This window comes from Streptomyces sp. NPDC052687 (assembly GCF_040678395.1).
In the GTDB taxonomy this organism is placed as follows: domain Bacteria; phylum Actinomycetota; class Actinomycetes; order Streptomycetales; family Streptomycetaceae; genus Streptomyces.
In genome coordinates this window covers 325,262-342,296 of sequence record NZ_JBFATR010000001.1, presented here as the reverse complement: position 1 = coordinate 342,296, position 17,035 = coordinate 325,262, and the positions used below count along the sequence as shown (strand labels likewise).

14 protein-coding genes are annotated in these 17,035 nt (G+C 74.7%); 6 read left to right on the top strand and 8 right to left on the bottom strand.

Annotated features, from left to right (window positions below; translation table 11 throughout):
• Positions 1–25: 25 nt before the first annotated feature.
• Positions 26–490 carry a DUF3017 domain-containing protein gene (locus tag AB0K92_RS01660; protein WP_365918748.1) on the bottom strand — a complete coding sequence of 155 codons (465 nt, stop codon included), beginning with the start codon at positions 488–490 and terminating at the stop codon, positions 26–28.
• A 43-nt stretch (positions 491–533) separates the two neighbouring features.
• Positions 534–1,388, bottom strand: coding sequence for a bifunctional methylenetetrahydrofolate dehydrogenase/methenyltetrahydrofolate cyclohydrolase (locus AB0K92_RS01655; RefSeq protein WP_365918338.1), 855 nt, complete (start codon positions 1,386–1,388; stop codon positions 534–536).
• Between the two features lie 248 nt (positions 1,389–1,636).
• On the opposite strand from AB0K92_RS01655, the gene AB0K92_RS01650 reads away from it, so the two are divergent.
• From AB0K92_RS01650 to AB0K92_RS01635, 4 genes are all read left to right on the top strand, one after another.
• Positions 1,637–2,224, top strand: coding sequence for a hypothetical protein (locus tag AB0K92_RS01650; protein ID WP_365918336.1), 588 nt, complete (start codon positions 1,637–1,639; stop codon positions 2,222–2,224).
• A gap of 187 nt (positions 2,225–2,411) precedes the next feature.
• Positions 2,412–3,242 (top strand): FHA domain-containing protein, encoded by an 831-nt coding sequence (locus AB0K92_RS01645; protein ID WP_365918334.1) that lies wholly within the window; start codon positions 2,412–2,414, stop codon positions 3,240–3,242.
• Entirely contained in the window at positions 3,239–4,792 is a 1,554-nt protein-coding gene (locus AB0K92_RS01640) for a protein kinase (RefSeq protein ID WP_365918332.1), read from the top strand. The genes AB0K92_RS01645 and AB0K92_RS01640 overlap by 4 nt, the downstream gene beginning before the upstream one ends.
• A gap of 138 nt (positions 4,793–4,930) precedes the next feature.
• Complete coding sequence (locus AB0K92_RS01635) at positions 4,931–5,290, top strand: hypothetical protein (RefSeq protein WP_240926295.1); 360 nt, start codon at positions 4,931–4,933, stop codon at positions 5,288–5,290.
• A gap of 64 nt (positions 5,291–5,354) precedes the next feature.
• On the opposite strand, the gene purH is transcribed toward AB0K92_RS01635, so the two are convergent.
• Together purH and purN are read right to left on the bottom strand one after the other, a co-directional pair.
• Positions 5,355–6,920, bottom strand: a complete 1,566-nt coding sequence (purH, locus tag AB0K92_RS01630; protein WP_365918330.1) for a bifunctional phosphoribosylaminoimidazolecarboxamide formyltransferase/IMP cyclohydrolase — start codon at positions 6,918–6,920, stop codon at positions 5,355–5,357.
• Positions 6,917–7,555 (bottom strand): phosphoribosylglycinamide formyltransferase, encoded by a 639-nt coding sequence (gene purN, locus AB0K92_RS01625; protein WP_365918328.1) that lies wholly within the window; start codon positions 7,553–7,555, stop codon positions 6,917–6,919. Before purN ends, purH begins: the two co-directional genes overlap by 4 nt.
• 305 nt (positions 7,556–7,860) lie before the next feature.
• Between purN and AB0K92_RS01620 the strand changes: the two genes are divergently transcribed.
• Complete coding sequence (locus tag AB0K92_RS01620; RefSeq protein WP_365918326.1) at positions 7,861–8,628, top strand: hypothetical protein; 768 nt, start codon at positions 7,861–7,863, stop codon at positions 8,626–8,628.
• Positions 8,629–8,630: 2 nt separating this feature from the next.
• Here AB0K92_RS01620 and AB0K92_RS01615 read toward each other — a convergent pair whose 3' ends face one another.
• Positions 8,631–10,388: a DUF6350 family protein gene (locus AB0K92_RS01615; RefSeq protein ID WP_365918324.1), complete on the bottom strand. Its 1,758-nt coding sequence runs from the start codon at positions 10,386–10,388 to the stop codon at positions 8,631–8,633.
• A 96-nt stretch (positions 10,389–10,484) separates the two neighbouring features.
• Between AB0K92_RS01615 and AB0K92_RS01610 the strand changes: the two genes are divergently transcribed.
• Positions 10,485–11,588 carry a helix-turn-helix domain-containing protein gene (locus AB0K92_RS01610; RefSeq protein WP_365918321.1) on the top strand — a complete coding sequence of 368 codons (1,104 nt, stop codon included), beginning with the start codon at positions 10,485–10,487 and terminating at the stop codon, positions 11,586–11,588.
• Between the two features lie 333 nt (positions 11,589–11,921).
• Here the strand turns inward: AB0K92_RS01610 and sucD are convergent, their stop codons facing one another.
• The 3 genes from sucD to AB0K92_RS01595 all read right to left on the bottom strand — a co-directional run bounded on the left by sucD (position 11,922) and on the right by AB0K92_RS01595 (position 16,904).
• Positions 11,922–12,806 carry a succinate--CoA ligase subunit alpha gene (gene sucD, locus AB0K92_RS01605; RefSeq protein ID WP_166001727.1) on the bottom strand — a complete coding sequence of 295 codons (885 nt, stop codon included), beginning with the start codon at positions 12,804–12,806 and terminating at the stop codon, positions 11,922–11,924.
• A gap of 27 nt (positions 12,807–12,833) precedes the next feature.
• Positions 12,834–14,015, bottom strand: coding sequence for an ADP-forming succinate--CoA ligase subunit beta (gene sucC, locus AB0K92_RS01600; protein WP_365918319.1), 1,182 nt, complete (start codon positions 14,013–14,015; stop codon positions 12,834–12,836).
• Between the two features lie 489 nt (positions 14,016–14,504).
• The gene (locus AB0K92_RS01595; RefSeq protein ID WP_365918317.1) at positions 14,505–16,904 is read right to left on the bottom strand and encodes a hypothetical protein; all 2,400 of its coding nucleotides are present in this window, start codon (positions 16,902–16,904) and stop codon (positions 14,505–14,507) included.
• Positions 16,905–17,035: the final 131 nt, after the last annotated feature.

Here is a 17,035-nt window from a genome sequence, read left to right as displayed (position 1 = left end):
GCCGCCGTACCGCCGTGTCCGGCGCTCAGCCGCTGACGGTGAAGTGCAGCGTGTCCTTCAGGAACGGGATCTCCAGCTTGGGATCCGGCTGCGCCATCAGCGCCAGCAGGACGATCACCGTGCCCAGCGCGCCGTACGTCGCGATGTCCGTGAACCTGGACCGTACGGCGAGCATGCCGACGCCGGGCAGCAGCCAGCGCAGCACCGCGCCGCCCAGCAGCGCCACGCCGACCAGCAGCGTGCCGGCGCGGAACGCGTCGAACGCGGTCAGCAGCAGGCCGAGGCCGACCGTGGCGAGCACGGCGAGCATCGGCCACTGCCGGGCGGGCGCCGGAGCGTCCCCGGACGCGGCCCGGCCGCCGCCCTCCGGGCGGGCGGTGTCCCGGGTGAACAGCGGGAAACGACGGGTGACCCGGCGCGGCCTGCCCTCGGCGTCGGGCGCGCTGATCGCGTCGCGCACCTCGACGGTCTCGGGGGTGTCACCCGTGATCCGCGGCTCCTCGCCGTCGGCCCCGGGTGCCGCGCCGTCCCGCTCAGCCGACACTGCGCTCCGCCGCCTCGACCACGTTGACCAGCAGCTGCGCCCGGGTCATGGGGCCGACACCGCCCGGGTTCGGGGAGATCCAGCCGGCCACCTCGGCCACGCCGGGGTGGACGTCGCCGACGATCCTGCCCTCGGCGTTGCGGGAGACCCCGACATCGAGGACGGCCGCGCCGGGCTTGACGTCCTCGGGGCGGATCAGGTGGGCGGACCCGGCGGCGGCGATGACGACGTCCGCGCGGCGCAGATGGGCCGCCAGGTCACGGGTGCCGGTGTGGCACTGGGTCACGGTGGCGTTCTCGCTGCGCCGGGTGAGCAGCAGCGGCATCGGGCGGCCGATGGTCACGCCGCGGCCGACGACCACGACCTCGGCGCCCTTCAGCTCGACGCCGTAGCGGCGCAGCAGGGTGAGGATGCCGTTCGGGGTGCAGGGCAGCGGGGCCGGCTCGTTGAGGACGAGGCGGCCGAGGTTCATCGGGTGCAGGCCGTCGGCGTCCTTGGCCGGGTCCATCAGTTCGAGGATGCGGTTCTCGTCGATGCCCTTGGGCAGCGGGAGCTGCACGATGTAACCGGTGCAGGCCGGGTCCTCGTTCAGCTCCCGGACGACCGCCTCGATCTCCTCCTGCGTCGCCGTCGCCGGCAGTTCGCGCTGGATGGAGGCGATGCCGACCTGGGCGCAGTCGCGGTGCTTGCCGGCGACGTACTTCTGGCTGCCGGGGTCGTCCCCGACCAGGATCGTGCCGAGGCCGGGCGTGACGCCCTTCTCCTTCAGCGCCGCCACGCGGGCGGTCAGATCGGACTTGATCTCGGCTGCGGTGGCCTTGCCATCGAGAATCTGGGCGGTCATGGGCCCATCCTCCCGGATGACCGGCCCCCGGTTCCAATCCGGGGCCGCGGCCGGCGGTGGTCACCGAGGGTTGTTGCACTTGCACAACGCCTGGGAAACCCGGCTGGACAATCCGCAGGTGGCTGAAGAACGATTGAGCCGCAGTGCCGCGGGGCAGTACCGGGGGGACGAACCGCATCCAACAGAAACCTTCCTCCGCATCGCGCCGCGCCTCGTCCCCGCATCCAGGCAACGGAGGAAAGACCGCCATGAGTTTCGGCGACCCGAACAACCCCTACGGGAACCCGCCCCAGCAGCCGGCCCCCGGCGCTCCCGGCTACGGCTACCCCCAGCAGCCCCAGGCCCCGGCGGGCTACGGCTACCCGGCCGCGCCGCCGGCCGGATACGGCTACCCGCCGGCCGGCCCGGTCCAGATGCCCGGCATCACGCGCGCCGCGCAGATCATGCTCGGCATCATCGTCCTGGCGCACGCGCTCATCGCGGGCCTGTACGGCTACACGCTGAGCCAGTGGGACGAGACGATGGCCGAGGCCGGCATATCCGGCGACTCCCAGGCCCAGGAGTTCGCCGACCTCGGCAAGGGCATCGTCGTCTTCTTCCTCGGTCTCGCCGCGGTCTTCGCGCTGCTCGGCCTGGCGCTGCTGTTCCAGTACGCGAAGGGCGGCAACGGCGTCCGGGTGTGCTCCATCGTCTACGGCTCGTTCGCGATCGTCACCGGCATCTTCATGATCGCCGCCTGGGGCATCGGCCTGCTCATCATCGCCGTCGCCATCCTGCTGATCGTCTTCGCGGCGAAGCGGGCCAGCGCCGAGTGGTTCAAGCGCCCGCGCTACTGAGCGCCCCGCCGCGCCACCCGCGCGCCGTTCACACCCAAGGGCCGTGTCTCACCCGATCGAGGGGGGACACGGCCCTGGTGCGTCGCCCTAACCTGGCCTGAGCAGCTGTCGTGCCCGACGGGCGCCGGCCGGGTCGTCGGCCTCCGCGTCCGGCCGGCGGGCACGGGCCGGGCACGGGAGACGCACCTTGTACAGCATCATCGTGGTACCTCCGCCGACCGGGGAGGACCCGCGCGGCGACCGCCGCTTCCGGCTCGCCCCCGGCGAGCGGCTGGCCTTCGGGCGCGGCGCCGGGAACGACCTGGCGATCGCCCACGACGGGGTCTCCCGCAGAGCCGGCCTGATCGCCGCGCAGGGCGCGTTCTGGCTGCTGAGCAACCTCAGCCGGGAGCAGACGTACGTCGTGGAGAACCCGGAGGGGGCCGGCGAGCACATCAAGGTCGGCCCGGGGCGGCTGGACGCGCCGGTGCCGTTCGAGTTCTCCCGGATCGTGCTGCCCGCCGCGGGCGATCTGCTGCCGGTCGAGGTGTGGGCGCCGCGCCACGACTATCTGGGCCCCGGGTCCGGGCTCGACGGCGCGACCACCGCGCCCGCGTTCTGCCTGGACCGCACCAAGCGCTACTTCGCGGTGCTGGCCGCCCTGTGCGAGCCCCGGCTGCGCGGCGCGCCGCACGCCCCGCTGCCCACCGTCGACCAGGTCGTGGACCGGCTGCGCCCCGGCTGGCCGGCCGCGTCGCGCACCTCGGTGCAGTGGAACATCGACTACCTCGCCGTGAAGCTCCGCCTGAAGCCCGGCCCCGACACCGCCGACACCGGGCCCCGCCTCAACGGCAAGAAGGAGTCCCTAGTGTCCCTGGCGCTCCGCTTCGACCTGGTCCGGGAGGAGGACCTGGGCGTCCTCGCCGCGGAGCGCCCGCCCGCGCGGCCGCCGTCCGCGGGCTGCCCGCAGGGCACGCGGCGGCCCGCCGTCGCCCCGGCCCCGCCGCCCCGCAGCGCCCTCGACCGGCCCGTCGGGTGACCGGACGGCAGGAGCCGTACGCGGTCCCGGTGCCGCGCGGGTACCGGGTCGGCGGCTGGGAGGTGCGGGGGCCGATCGCGACCGGGGCGTTCGGCAGCGTGTACGAGGGGCGGCGGACCGCGGCGGACGACGCGCTGCCGCGCACCGTGGCGCTGAAGTTCCTGCCCACCGGCACCAGCACCCCCCGTCAACTGGCCCACCTGCGGGAACTGATCGACCGGGAGGTCGAGTTGCTGCGCCGGGTGGCGCGGCCCCGGCTGATCCGGATGTACGAGACGCTGACCGTCGACGACCCCGCCCGCCCCGGGCTCGACGGCGCGACCGTCCTGGTCCTGGAGAAGGCGGAGGGCTCCCTGACGGCTCTGCTCGCCCAGACCCCGCGGCCCGCCTCGGGCCCCGCTCTGCTGGCGCAGATCTGCGAGGGCCTGCACCAGCTGCACACGGCGGGCTGGGTGCACGGCGATCTTAAACCGGCCAACGTCCTGCTGATGCGGGACGGTTCGGCCCGCCTCGCCGACTTCAACATGGCCGCCGAGCTGGAGGGCACCCACGCCTACACGCCCGCCTTCTCCACGCCCGACTACACCCCGCCCGAACTGCTCTGGTCGGAGATCGGCGAACGCGGCCGCCGCATCCGCCCCTCCGCCGACGTCTGGGCCTTCGGCGTCCTCGCCCACCTGGTCCTCACCGGCGCCTTCCCGCTGCCCGGCGCCACCCCGACGGCCCGCCGTGACGCGGCCGCCGCGTACGCCCGCGGCACGGACGAGCTGCGGCTCTCCCCCGGACTGCCGGAGCCCTGGCGGGAGATCGTGCGGTGCTGTCTGACCCGGACGCACGAGGAGCGGATCGCCGGGGAGGCGCTGCTGCGCCGGGTGCGGGAGGCGGCGGGCGAGACCGGCCCGCGCCGCCTTCGCCGCCGTACGGCCGTGGCGGCCGCGGCGGCGGTCACGGCGGCGGCCGCCGCGCTCGGGTACGCCTTCGGCCCGTGGGCGGGCGACGGGGGCGGGCCGGGTCCGGGCCGCGCGGGCGCCACCGCGCCGACCGCGGCGGCCGCGGCGTACGGCGCCGCGGAACTCCGTACCGACCAGGGCATCCCGGTCGCCTACCGGCGCCTCATCGTCGACGCGGCGCACTCCTGCGTCCAGCCGGAGGTCTCCCCGGCGCTGATCGCGGCGATGCTGAAGGCGGAGAGCGACTTCGACCCCGAGCTGTCGGACCCCGCGCGCGACGAGTACGGCATCGCCCGCTGGACCCCGCGCGTGCTGCGCTGGTGGGTCCGCGCGGACGGCCTGCCCACCGAGAAGACCCCGCGGCCGCCCTTCTCGCCGGCCGAGTCGATCCCGGCGATGGGCCGCTACCTCTGCTTCATCGAGCCCCGGCTGAAGTCCTCCCTGACCGGCGACCGGCGGGTGCTGATCGCCGCCGCGTACCGGACGTCGTACGACACGGTGAACGACGCGGGCGGCGTCCCCCCGAGATTCCGGGCCTACGCCGACGAGGTCGCCCACTACCTCCAGGAGTACACGCCGCTGCGCGCGAGGCGACCCTGAGAGTTCCGAGGTACCTGGGCGCCCCGGCAGGCGGCACGGTGGAACACGACCGAGGGCGGTCCCGGCTCTCCCGGGGGAGAGCCGGGGCCGTCCGCCGTACCACCGCGCGCCACGCGCATCCCGACTGGGGGAACAGTCATGACCACCATGCTCCGCAAGGCCCTCGCCCTCGGCGCCGCCACCGTCACCGCCGGCGCCGCGTTCACCCTCACCACCGCGGGCGCCGCCCAGGCCGCCGCGCCCTGCTGGCGGGACGGCTCCGTCTGGTACTGCAACAACGCGACCGGCGCCAACGTCTACGCGGGCGCGAACAGCAACCGCGTCGTCGGCCGGATGTACTCCAACCCGTCCTTCTTCGTCTGCAAGTTCGACGGCGGCCAGAACCACGGCGGCCCGCACCCCACCCGCTGGGTCTACACCCAGGCAGACAACGGCGCGTGGGGCTGGATGAGCGACAACGACATCATCTCGGAGACGGACCCGCTGCCGTCCTGCTGACAACACGGTGAAAGGGCCCGCCGGTCGTGACCGGCGGACCCTTTCACCGTGCGGGTGGCGCGGCTCAGTGGAAGAAGTGCCGCGTCCCGGTGAAGTACATCGTGATGCCCGCCTTCCGCGCGGCCTCCACGACCAGCTCGTCACGGACCGAGCCGCCCGGCTGGACGATGGCCTTCACGCCGGCGGCGCCCAGGACGTCGATGTTGTCGGGGAAGGGGAAGAAGGCGTCGGAGGCGGCGTACGAGCCGCGCGCCCGCTCCTCGCCCGCCCGCTCGACGGCCAGCTTGCAGGAGTCGACGCGGTTGACCTGGCCCATGCCGACGCCGACGGACGCGCCGTCCTTGGCGAGCAGGATCGCGTTGGACTTCACCGCGCGGCACGCCTTCCAGGCGAACGCCAGGTCCTTCAGCTCCTCCTCGGACAGGGCCTCGCCGGTCGCCAGGGTCCAGTTGGCCGGGTCGTCGCCGTCGGCCTGGAGGCGGTCGGTGTGCTGGAGCAGGACACCGCCGTCGACCGGCTTGATCTCGACGGGGTTCGCCGGGGCCTCGGGGCAGCGCAGGACGCGGATGTTCTTCTTGCGCGCCAGGATCTCGACCGCGCCCTCCTCGTAGCCGGGCGCGACGATGACCTCGGTGAAGATCTCGGCGACCTGCTCGGCCATCTCCTTGGACACCGGGCGGTTCACGGCGATCACACCGCCGAACGCGGACAGCGGGTCGCAGGCGTGCGCCTTGCGGTGCGCCTCGGCGACGTCCGCGCCGATCGCGATGCCGCACGGGTTGGCGTGCTTGATGATCGCCACGCACGGCGCGTCGTGGTCGTACGCGGCACGGCGGGCGGCGTCCGTGTCCGTGTAGTTGTTGTACGACATCTCCTTGCCGTGCAGTTGCTCGGCCTCGGCGAGACCGCCGCCGGCGCCGGTGACGTAGAGCGCGGCGGGCTGGTGCGGGTTCTCGCCGTAGCGGAGGGTGTTCTTCCGCTCCCAGGTGGCGCCCAGGAAGTCGGGGAACGGCGACTCGTCGGCCGGGGCGTACTCGCTCGCGAACCAGCTCGCGACCGCCACGTCGTACGCCGCCGTGTGCTGGAAGGCCTCCGCGGCGAGCCGCTTGCGGGCGGCCAGGTCGAAGCCGCCGTTCTTCGCCGCGTCGAGGACGTCGGCGTAGCGGGCCGGGCTGGTGACCACGGCGACCGACGGGTGGTTCTTCGCGGCGGCGCGGACCATGGACGGGCCGCCGATGTCGATCTGCTCGACGCACTCGTCGGGCGAGGCACCCGAGGCGACGGTCTCGCGGAACGGGTAGAGGTTCACCACGACCAGGTCGAACGGCTCCACGCCCAGCTCGGCGAGCTGCCGCTGGTGGTCCTCCAGGCGCAGGTCGGCGAGGATGCCCGCGTGCACCCGCGGGTGCAGGGTCTTGACCCGGCCGTCCAGGCACTCCGGGAAGCCGGTCAGCTCCTCGACCTTGGTGACGGGGACGCCGGCCGCGGCGATGCGCGCGGCGGTGGACCCGGTGGAGACGAGTTCCACGCCCGCCTCGTGCAGGCCGCGCGCGAGGTCTTCGAGGCCCGTCTTGTCGTAGACGCTGACGAGCGCCCGGCGAAGGGGCCGCTTGTTGCTCTCGGCGGTCACTGGATAACTACCTTTCGTCCCTCAATGCGATAGCCGTTGCGGGCGAGCCGCCCCACGACCTCGACGAGCAGCCTTCGCTCGACGTCCTTGATGCGCTCGTGCAGCGCGCTCTCGTCGTCCTCGTCCCGGACCTCCACCACGCCCTGCGCGATGATCGGCCCGGTGTCGACGCCGTCGTCGACGAAGTGGACGGTGCAGCCGGTGACCCTGACGCCGTACGCGAGCGCGTCACGGACGCCGTGGGCGCCGGGAAAACTGGGCAGCAGGGCGGGGTGGGTGTTCACGAACCGCCCGCCGAAGCGGGCCAGGAACTCCTTGCCCACGATCTTCATGAACCCGGCGGAGATCACCAGGTCGGGCTCGTACGCGGCGACGGCCTCGGCGAGCGCGGCGTCCCACTCCCCTCGGGTGGCGTGGTCCTTGACCCGGCACACGAAGGTCGGCAGTCCGGCGCGCTCGGCCCGGGCCAGCCCCTCGATGCCGTCCCGGTCGGCGCCGACGGCCACGATCTCGGCTCCGTACGCCTCGGCGCCGAGGCCGGCGATGGCGTCGAGCAGCGCCTGGAGGTTGGTGCCGGATCCGGAGACCAGCACGACGAGGCGCTTGACGCGCCGGGCCACGGGCTTGGCGGCCACGGTGGGGGCCTTTCTCGGGGGTACGACGGTACGGCCGGCCGCGTAGGGCGCCGCGTGTGGCGTCCGTATGTGCGTTCGTACGAATGCTTCGCGCCCCCGGATACGGGGAAGCCTACGAAGCAGCCGACCGTCAGCAACGATACCGGCACACCGGGCGGCCCCCTCGGGACGGGGGCGTGGCCGGAAGGTAGCGTCTGGGGAGAGCCGGGCCGGGAACGCTCGGCGCGCCCGACGCGTTGGTCGGGTGACGGGCCCGGGCCCGTCGTGTTCATCAGCCGTACTCACCAGGGGAAGACGCTCACTTGATGCCGGACCGCAGCCTGCGACGCCTCACGCTCACCCCGCAGTCGGCGCAGGGAGGGCGGGCCGGCGGCGTACTGCTGCGGGAGCGCCCCACCTCTCCCCCCTCTTCCCAGGACACCGACCAGCGTGCCGGGACGGGGCAGGAGGACAACCCGTTCGCGCCGCCGCCCGAGGGTGCGCCCGACCGCCCCTGGCAGCCGCGCCGGCCGGCCGACGGCGAGGGCCCGCAGGGCGACGGAGAGGGCGACGGACGCCCCCGGTGGGGCGGTCAGTGGAGCGACCGGCAGCCCGGCCGCTCCCCCGGCGGCTTCGGCGAGCGGCCCGGCGGCGGCCCCGAGAAGCAGGGCGGCCCCGGCCCCGGCTCCCCGCGCTGGGACCCCACGGACCCGGCCCAGCGCCGCGCGCGCTACGCCCTGCTGTCCGGCATGTGGGCGTTCTTCTTCGCCCTCTTCTCGTGGGCGTATGTTGCGTTGCTGCTCGGCGCGCTCGCCCTGTACTGGGGCATCAGCGCGCTGCGCGCCAAGCCCCGTACCCCCGCCCCGGACTCCCCGGCCCCCGTGTCGAACGCCCGCCCTCAGACCGCCGCCGCGATCAGCGGCCTCGTCACCGCGTCCCTCGCCATCACGCTGGTCGCGGCGTCCTTCACGGCCCAGCTGGTCTACCGCGACTACTACACCTGCACCAACGACGCCCTCACCAACGAGGCCAAGCAGGCCTGCACCGAGCTGCTCCCGAAGGAGCTGCGCGGGGTGCTCGGCGGCGACGGCTGAGGTCAGCGCGGCGCCGAGGGGCTGCCGCCCGGCGCCGCCTCGGGCTCGGGATGCTCGGCGGGCCGGAGGTCTTCGGTGTGCCGGGGGTCCTCGGTGTGCCGGAGGTCGTCGGTGCGCCAGGGTGCTTCGGTGCGCCATGACTCGGGCAGGAAGTCGTACTCGTACGGTTCGTACGCCTCGTACGGTTCGAAGGCGGGGTCGTCGGCGGTGGGCCGGCCGCCGGCCGGTTCGCCCTCGTCCGGGAGTTCCTGGTCATACGGCTCGTCGTACGGCTCCTCGTACGACGTCTCGCGTGGGTCGTCGTGCGGTGGTGGCACGGGTGCGGCGGGCGCCGGCACCGGCGGGCCGGATGCGGCAGACGTGGAGGGCGTGGAGGACGGGCCGGTGCGGGTGTCGTCGGGCTCCGGGCGCCGCGCGCGCCGGTCGCGCCAGGTCCGTACCGCCCAGGCCACCGGCATCCCGACGGCCGCCGTCCACACCGCCCCCGCCGCGCCGACCTGCCACCACACCGGGCCGAAGTGGGCCAGTCTGCCGACGCCGAGCGGTCCGCCCGCCAGCCCCGCCAGCAGGGCGAGCGCCGGGGCGCACAGCGCGGCGGCGCCCAGCGCGCACAGCGCGGGCCGGCCCCGCGACCAGCCGTCCCCGCCCGCCCGGCCCGCGAACCAGCCCACCGTCACCCCGGCCGCGACCGGCACCACGCCCGCCGCCCAGTGCAGCGGCGTGCCGGGACCGGGCTCCGGTACGGCCGCCAGCAGCGGGAACGGCGGCAACAGCGGGGCGGGCGCGGTGGACAGCGGGCCCGTGACCTGCCCGGCGCCGAGGGCGAAGCCGGGGCCCAGGGCGTAGGCCATGCCCCACACCGCGGCGTTCGGCACCAGCGCCAGACAGAGCAGGAGCACCGCGAACCGTCCCGACCAGCCCTCCGTCAGCTGCGCGAACGCCACCCGGGCCGCGCCCCCGTGCCATACCAGCGAGACCGCCACCAGCAGCGCGCCGCCCCCGACGTAGGTGGCGGTCCCGGCCGCGGCGGCCCGCGCCGCGAGTCGCAGGCGTGCCCGGCCCGGCCGCTCGGGGTCCGGGGGCAGGAGGCGGCGCAGGCCGCCCGGCAGCAGCGCGGGCGCGCCGTCCAGGGGGCCGCGGGGCCGGCCGTACGCCCTCCACACGCCGGCTCCGGAGGCCAGGATCACGACCAGGGGCACGGTCAGCCCGGTCCACAGCCAGGAGGGGCGCAGCGCGCCGCCCGCCGCGTACGCGGCGACGGCGCCGCCGACGGCCAGATAGCCGAGCACCACCCCGGCCCACGCGGTCCGTGCCCCGGCCCCCGGCCCGTGGGTCCCCTCCGCGCCGCCGATCCGGCCGGTCCCGTGGGTCCCGTCCGTGCCGTCGGTCCCGTCGGCGCCGTCCGCCGCGTCGCGTGCCGCGCGGTGCAGCAGCCAGGCGGGCAGGGCGAGCAGCAGCAGGGGCGTGACGCCGACCGGGGCGGGGACGCCGGAGAGGGTGTCGGTGCGGACCAGTTCCGCGCCGTGCGCCAGCAGCCACAGCGCGGCGACGACGTGCAGGGCGCCGCCGGGCCCGCTGTCGGGGTACGGCGAGCTGATCCACAGCATCATCACCAGGACGGCGAACGAGCCGAGGCCCAGCCCGGCCGCGAGGGCGCCGCCCGCCAGGCCGGCGGCGAATCCGGGCGAGCGGCCCCGCACCGGGGTGAGCAGGGGCGACGGTGACGAGCGACGGTCGGTCATCCGGTTCACGCCCGTCATGCTCCCAACGACACGCGCTTTTCCGGCGTAACAGGCGAACCCCCGCCGTGTCACTCAATATGTGCTTATGTGGTTTTTCGTACGGAGGCGCGACCGGTGACGCGGCATCCCGCAACCCCGCTCCCCCCGCCCAAGGAGCGCCGGCGGCTGCGCGAGGCCGGGGGGCTGACGCACGCTCAGCTCGCGGCGCGCGTCGGCGTCGGCCGGGAGACCCTGCGCGCGTGGGAGTCCGGCCGCACCGCTCCCCGCGGCCGCGGGCGCGAGACGTACGCCCGACTGCTGGCCGAGCTGGCCGAGTCGGGCCCTCCGCCGGCGCATGACGCGGCGGCCGGAGGGGAGGTGACGGCCGGTCACACGGGCCTGCGCGCCGGGGAACCGGCCGCGCTGCCCGACGGTGCCGCGCCCCTCACCCCCGCCCAGGCCTTCGACGCCCTGTACGCCTTCTGCGCGCCCGCGCTGGTCCGGCAGGCGTATCTGCTCACCGGGCGGCGGGAGCTGGCCCGCGAGTCCGTGGAACGGGCGTTCGAGCTGGCCTGGCAGCGGTGGCCGGAGGTGGCCGTCGACCGGGATCCGGCGGGCTGGGTGCGGGCGGCGGCGTACGAGTACGCGCTCTCCCCCTGGCACCGCTTCCGCCCCCGCTACCGCCATCCCGAGCCGCCGCCCGCGGACATGCTGGACCGGGCGCTGCTGGACGCCCTGCTGACGCTTCCGGCGCCGTACCGGCGCACCCTCGTGCTGCACGACGGGGTGGGGCTCGGGCTGCCGGAGACCGCGGCCGAGACGGAGGCCAGCACCCCGGCGACGGCGAAGCGGCTGCTGCACGCGCGGGAGGCCGTGGCCGAGCGGCTGCCCGAGCTGGCGGATCCGGCCGTGCTGCACCGGCGGCTCGCCGAGGTGGCGTCCAGCGAGCGGCTGCGCGCCGCGCGGCCCCCGGCGGTGCGCGGCGGCAGCGAGCGCCGGGCACGGTTCTGGACCCGGGCCGCCATCGCCTTCACGGTCACCCTGATCGGGGCGACCGCGCTGACGCTGCGGACGGCTCCCACGCGGTACGAGCCGCCGGTGCCGCCCGGTGAGACGGTCCGCGGGGTGCCGCCGCGGGCGGCGCCGGGGCCACTGTCGGAGCGGGAGCTGTGGGTGCGGGAGAAGCTGCGCGAGGAGACGGTGAACGGGCCGGAGCGGCTGGTTCCGCAGGCCTGGTGACGCGGGTCCGCGGGGTCGGTTTCGGTCCGCGGGGTCGGTGTCGGTCCGCGGGCTCGGTTTCGCGGGTCCCGCAGGCCCGGTGACGCCGGTCCGCAGGCCCGGTGACGCCGGTCCGCAGGCTCGGTGACACGGATCCCGCAGGCCCGGTGACGCCGGTCCGCAGGCTCGGTGACACGGATCCCGCAGGCCCGGTGACGCCGGTCCGTACGCCCGGTGACGCCGGTCCGTACGCCCGGTGACGCCAACCCCGCAGGGCAGGTGGGCGGAACGGCGGCAGGCCCGCCCCCGCGCGGGGGACGGGCCTGCCGATGTGCCGATGCGGGTCGGCGGACCTCAGCCGGCGAGGATCTCGCGCGCCAGCTTCGCCGTCTCGGTCGGGGTCTTGCCGACCTTGACGCCGGCGGCCTCCAGGGCCTCCTTCTTCGCCTGGGCGGTGCCGGACGAGCCGGAGACGATGGCGCCCGCGTGGCCCATGGTCTTGCCCTCGGGGGCGGTGAAGCCCGCGACGTAGCCGACGACCGGCTTGGTCACGTTGTCCTTGATGAAGGCCGCGGCCCGCTCCTCGGCGTCGCCGCCGATCTCACCGATCATCACGATGAGGTCGGTCTCCGGGTCCTCCTGGAAGGCGGCCAGGGCGTCGATGTGGGTGGTGCCGATGATCGGGTCACCACCGATGCCGACGGCGGTCGAGAAGCCGATGTCGCGCAGCTCGTACATCATCTGGTACGTCAGCGTGCCGGACTTCGAGACCAGGCCGATGCGGCCCGGCTTGGTGATGTCGCCCGGGATGATGCCGACGTTGGACTGGCCCGGCGTGATGATGCCGGGGCAGTTCGGGCCGATGATGCGGGTCTTGTTGCCCTTCTTGCCGGCGTACGCCCAGAAGGCGGCCGTGTCGTGCACGGCGATGCCCTCGGTGATCACGACGGCCAGCGGGATCTCGGCGTCGATGGCCTCGACGACCGCGTCCTTGGTGAACTTCTCCGGCACGAAGATGACGGAGACGTTGGCGCCGGTCTTCTCGATGGCCTCCTTGACGGTCCCGAAGACGGGTACCTCGGTGCCGTCGAAGTCCACGGTCTGACCCGCCTTGCGCGGGTTCACGCCGCCCACGACGTTGGTGCCGTCACCGAGCATGAGCTTGGTGTGCTTCATGCCCGTGGCGCCGGTCATGCCCTGGACGATGACCTTGCTGTCCTTGTTGAGCCAGATAGCCATGGTGTGTGGTGTCCTCGTCCTGAGTGCTTACTTGGCGGCGTGGGCCAGCTCGGCGGCCTTGTCGGCCGCGCCGTCCATGGTGTCGACGCGCTGCACCAGCGGGTGGTCGGCGTCCGTGAGGATCTGGCGGCCGAGCTCGGCGTTGTTGCCGTCGAGACGGACGACCAGCGGCTTGGTGACCTGCTCGCCGCGGTCCTCCAGCAGCTTCAGCGCCTGGACGATGCCGTTGGCGACCTCGTCGCAGGCGGTGATGCCACCGAAGACGTTGACGAAGACGGACTTGACGTCCGGGTCGCCGAGGATGATCTCAAGACCGTTGGCCATGACCTGGGCGGAGGCGCCGCCACCGATGTCCAGGAAGTTGGCCGGCTTGACGTTGCCGTGCTTCTCACCGGCGTACGCGACGACGTCCAGGGTGCTCATGACGAGACCCGCGCCGTTGCCGATGATGCCGACCTCACCGTCGAGCTTGACGTAGTTGAGGTTCTTCTCCTTGGCCGCGGCCTCGAGCGGGTTGGCCGCCGCCTTGTCGTGCAGCTCCTCGAAGTCCGGGTGGCGGAACTCGGCGTTGTCGTCCAGCGACACCTTGCCGTCGAGGGCGATGACGTCACCGGAGGCGACCTTGGCCAGCGGGTTCACCTCGACCAGGAGGGCGTCCTCCTTGATGAAGACGTCCCACAGCTTGACCAGCACGTCGGCGACCTTGTCGGCCACCTCGGCCGGGAACTTGGCAGCCTCGACGATCTCGCGGGCCTTCTCCGGGGTCACGCCGTCGATCGCGTCGATCGGCGTCTTGGCGACGGCCTCCGGACGAGTGGCCGCCACCTCCTCGATGTCCATGCCGCCCTCGACGGAGGCGATGGACAGGAAGGTGCGGTTGGCACGGTCGAGGAGGAAGGAGACGTAGTACTCCTCGACGATCTCCGGAGCGGTCTCGGCGATCATGACCTTGTGGACCGTGTGGCCCTTGATGTCCATGCCGAGGATGTCCGTCGAACGGGCGACGGCCTCGTCCGGAGTGGCGGCCAGCTTCACGCCACCGGCCTTGCCGCGACCACCGACCTTCACCTGCGCCTTGACGACGGACTTGCCGCCCAGACGCTCGGTGATCTCGCGCGCCGCCTCAGGCGTGTCGATGACTTCACCGGCCAGCACCGGTACATCGTGCTTGGCGAAGAGGTCCCTCGCCTGGTACTCGAACAGGTCCACGCGCTTCCGTCCCTATCAGTGATCTCGCGGTTCGTTGGATGCGTGGGCGTGCCGCGAAGGGCAACGTGACGTCCGCTGTCACAAGGGAGGCGCACACGGTGTCCGAGCGCGCGGCATGTCCGTCTCGCAGGTTATCGCCGGTTGCGGGGGCGTTCTAAATCGCGGGTCACACCCGAGCGGTGATACCTGTCACATGATGCCGCGATCTGTGGCACCGGGTGTCGGAAGTGGTGCGGGGCCGGTGCGGGACCGGGCCGGGACCGGGGCGGCCGGGGCGGAACCTCACCGGGTTGGGGCCGGCCCGGTGAGGTTCCTTTGTTCCGGCCCCGGCCGGGGCGCGGCACGCGTCCGGCCGGGGCTCGGGCCCGTCGGTCCCCGCCCCTACGGGGAGCGCGACGGGCCCTGTCCGCGGGGGTGCGGCCCGACCGGCCGACGGCTTTCGGCGGTACGGGCCGGGGGACCCGGCGGATCCGGGGTACGGCGGGGTCGTCAGACGCCGTACGTGTCGTGGGCGCCGCCGTACGTGTGGTGGGCGCCGTGGGTGCCGTGGGTGCCGTACGGGCCTTCGTGCGGGGTGGGCAGGTCGCCGGTGTCCGGGGCCCAGCCGGGGGTGGCGGATCCGGCCACGCCCTCGGCGCCCGTGACCGCGTGGCCGGCGAGCGAGCCGCCGGCGGAGTGCGCGGTCCCGGTGAGGTCGCCGGCGAACGGTGCCACGTCGCCCGCCACGCCGTACGCGAACGGGGCGGCCTCGCCCGCCACGCCGTACGCGAACGGGGTCACGTCCTCCGTGACGCCGTGGGCCAGGCCGGTGGCGCTGCCGCCGACGCCGTCGGCGACCGGCCGCGCGATGCCGTACACGGCGTCCACGGCCGGCCGGACGGCGTCCGTGACGCCCTCGGCGAACGGCGGCACCTCGTCGGTGACGCCCCGCGCGAAGTGACCCGCCTGCCCGGCGACCCCGTACCCGAACGGCGTCACGTCCGCGGCGACACCCGCCCCGAAGGAGTGCACGTCGCCCGTCACGCCGTACGCCAGTCCGCCCGCGTCCGCGACGGCCTGCCCGGCGACCGGCACGACGCCGTCCACGACGGTGTGCGCGAGCGGCGGGAGCACCGCCCCGGTGGCGTCCGCGACGGCCTGTACGGCGAGCCCGGCGGCGTACGGCGGGACGTCCGCGACCACGCCCGTCGCGTAGCCGGGCACGTCCGCGACGATCCCGCCGGCCACCGGCTGGACACCGGCCACGGCGCCCCCGGCGACCGACCGGACGTCGGCCACGGCACCGGCGGCGACCGGCGTCACCCCGTCGACGGCCTGCCCGGCCACCGGGATGACCCCGTGCACCGCGTCCGTGACGACCGGCTGGACGTCCCGCACGGCGTGGGCGGCGACCGGCCGCACGCCCTGGGCGACCCCGTGCGCGACGGGCTGGACGTCGGCGACCACGCCGTAGGCGAGTGCGGTGGCCGCGTCCGCGGCGTGCGACGCGGTGGCCCCGACGCCCGCGACGGCCTGGCCGGCGACCGGGGTGAGGCCCTCGACGGCGTCCGTGACGACCGGCGTCACCCCGTGCACGGCCTGCCCCGCCACCGGGGTCACGTCGTGCACCGCGCCCGTGACCACCGGGGTGGCACCGGCCACGGCCCGCCCGGCGACGGGGGTCACCCCGTGCACGGCGTCCGTGACGACCGGCTGGACGCCCCGCACGGCGTGGGCGGCGACGGGCTGCAGCCCGCTCACGGCGCCCTCGGCGACCGGTCGCACGCCCCGGACCGCGGAGGCGGCCAGCGGAGGGGTCGCCGAGGCGGCGGTCTCCTGGACGACGGGGGTGACCGCGCCGGGGAGGGCGGTGACGGTGGTGTGGGCCGTGTCGGTGGCGGTGTGGGCGGTCGTGTGCGCCGTGTCGGCGGTGGCGGACGCGGTGGCGCGTACGGTGCTCACCTTGCCGGAGACGGTGCTGACCGTGCCGACGACCTGCTGCCGGACACCGTCGGCGGTGCCGGTGACATGGCTCGGGACGGCGGAGACGGACGCCTCGACGGCCGTACGCACCTTGCCCGCCTCGGCCTGGACGGCCGTCGCGGCGGCCGCGGTCCGCGCCTGGGTGCCGTGCAGCGCGGCTTGGGCCGTGTCCTGCGCGCCGCCGGCCGTGCGGCCCGCGCCGGCGACCGCGTACACGGCCTTCGTCCGTACGACGCCGTCGACGCCCTGCGCCTGGGCGCGCGCCGCCGACTGCGTGCCCTGGAGGCGGGTCTGGGCGGCGGCGAGGGCCTTCTCCAGCTCGGGCGCGAAGGCGGAGAGGGGGCCGAAGAGGTAGTCGATCACGTCCTGGGGGGAGGTGGGCACGTCCGGGAGCGCGTCGGCGGCGGCCGCCGTCTGGGACTGCGCGGCGGCGCGGGCGGCCTGGGCGCCCTGGATGGCCTCGGCGCCGCGGACCTTCGTGGACTTGGCGGCCTTGGCGGCCTTGGCGGCCTGGTTCGCCTTGTCGGCCTTGCCGGTCTTCGGGACGGAGACCTCGGCGTCGATGTAGCGGCGGGCCTGGTCCTCGGGGGAGACGGCCGGGGTCTTCTGGGTGGCGGTGGTGGTGGCGGTGGCCGCGTTCGCGGTGTTCGTGACGGTCGTCGCGGTGTCCGAGACGGTTCCGGTGAGGGTGGAGGCCGTGCCCCCGGCCGTGTTCCGGGCCGTGCCGAGGGTGTCCGACAGGGTTCCTTCGACCGTGTCGGTGACGTCGCCGGTGACCGCGGCGAGGGTGCCCTCGGCGTCGGCCGCGTCCGGGGCGGAGAGGGAGGAGGCGGGCAGCTCGTCGGCGCTCGCGTACGTGGAGCCGAGCGCCCAGGCGCCCGTGACGCCGGCGGCTATGACGATCGATCGGCGGATGTGCTTGTTCATTGCGTGCGTCTGATCCTTTGGGCTTCCGAGACGCCGGGGAATCCGTCGGGACTCCGGGCTTGGGGACATTCCGGAGGTGGGGACTCCGGGTGAGTGGGCAGACCTGTTCCGCCCCCGCGCGGCAGGTCAGG

What these genes read in the sequence shown, in the direction of transcription:
- AB0K92_RS01655 (WP_365918338.1), bottom strand. Translation starts at nt 1,388, where the DNA reads ATGACCGCCCAGATTCTCGATGGCAAGGCCACCGCAGCCGAGATCAAG.
- AB0K92_RS01620 (WP_365918326.1), top strand. Translation starts at nt 7,861, where the DNA reads ATGCCGGACCGCAGCCTGCGACGCCTCACGCTCACCCCGCAGTCGGCG.
- AB0K92_RS01595 (WP_365918317.1), bottom strand. Translation starts at nt 16,904, where the DNA reads ATGAACAAGCACATCCGCCGATCGATCGTCATAGCCGCCGGCGTCACG.
- AB0K92_RS01635 (WP_240926295.1), top strand. Translation starts at nt 4,931, where the DNA reads ATGACCACCATGCTCCGCAAGGCCCTCGCCCTCGGCGCCGCCACCGTC.
- sucD (WP_166001727.1), bottom strand. Translation starts at nt 12,806, where the DNA reads ATGGCTATCTGGCTCAACAAGGACAGCAAGGTCATCGTCCAGGGCATG.
- AB0K92_RS01650 (WP_365918336.1), top strand. Translation starts at nt 1,637, where the DNA reads ATGAGTTTCGGCGACCCGAACAACCCCTACGGGAACCCGCCCCAGCAG.
- AB0K92_RS01615 (WP_365918324.1), bottom strand. Translation starts at nt 10,388, where the DNA reads ATGACGGGCGTGAACCGGATGACCGACCGTCGCTCGTCACCGTCGCCC.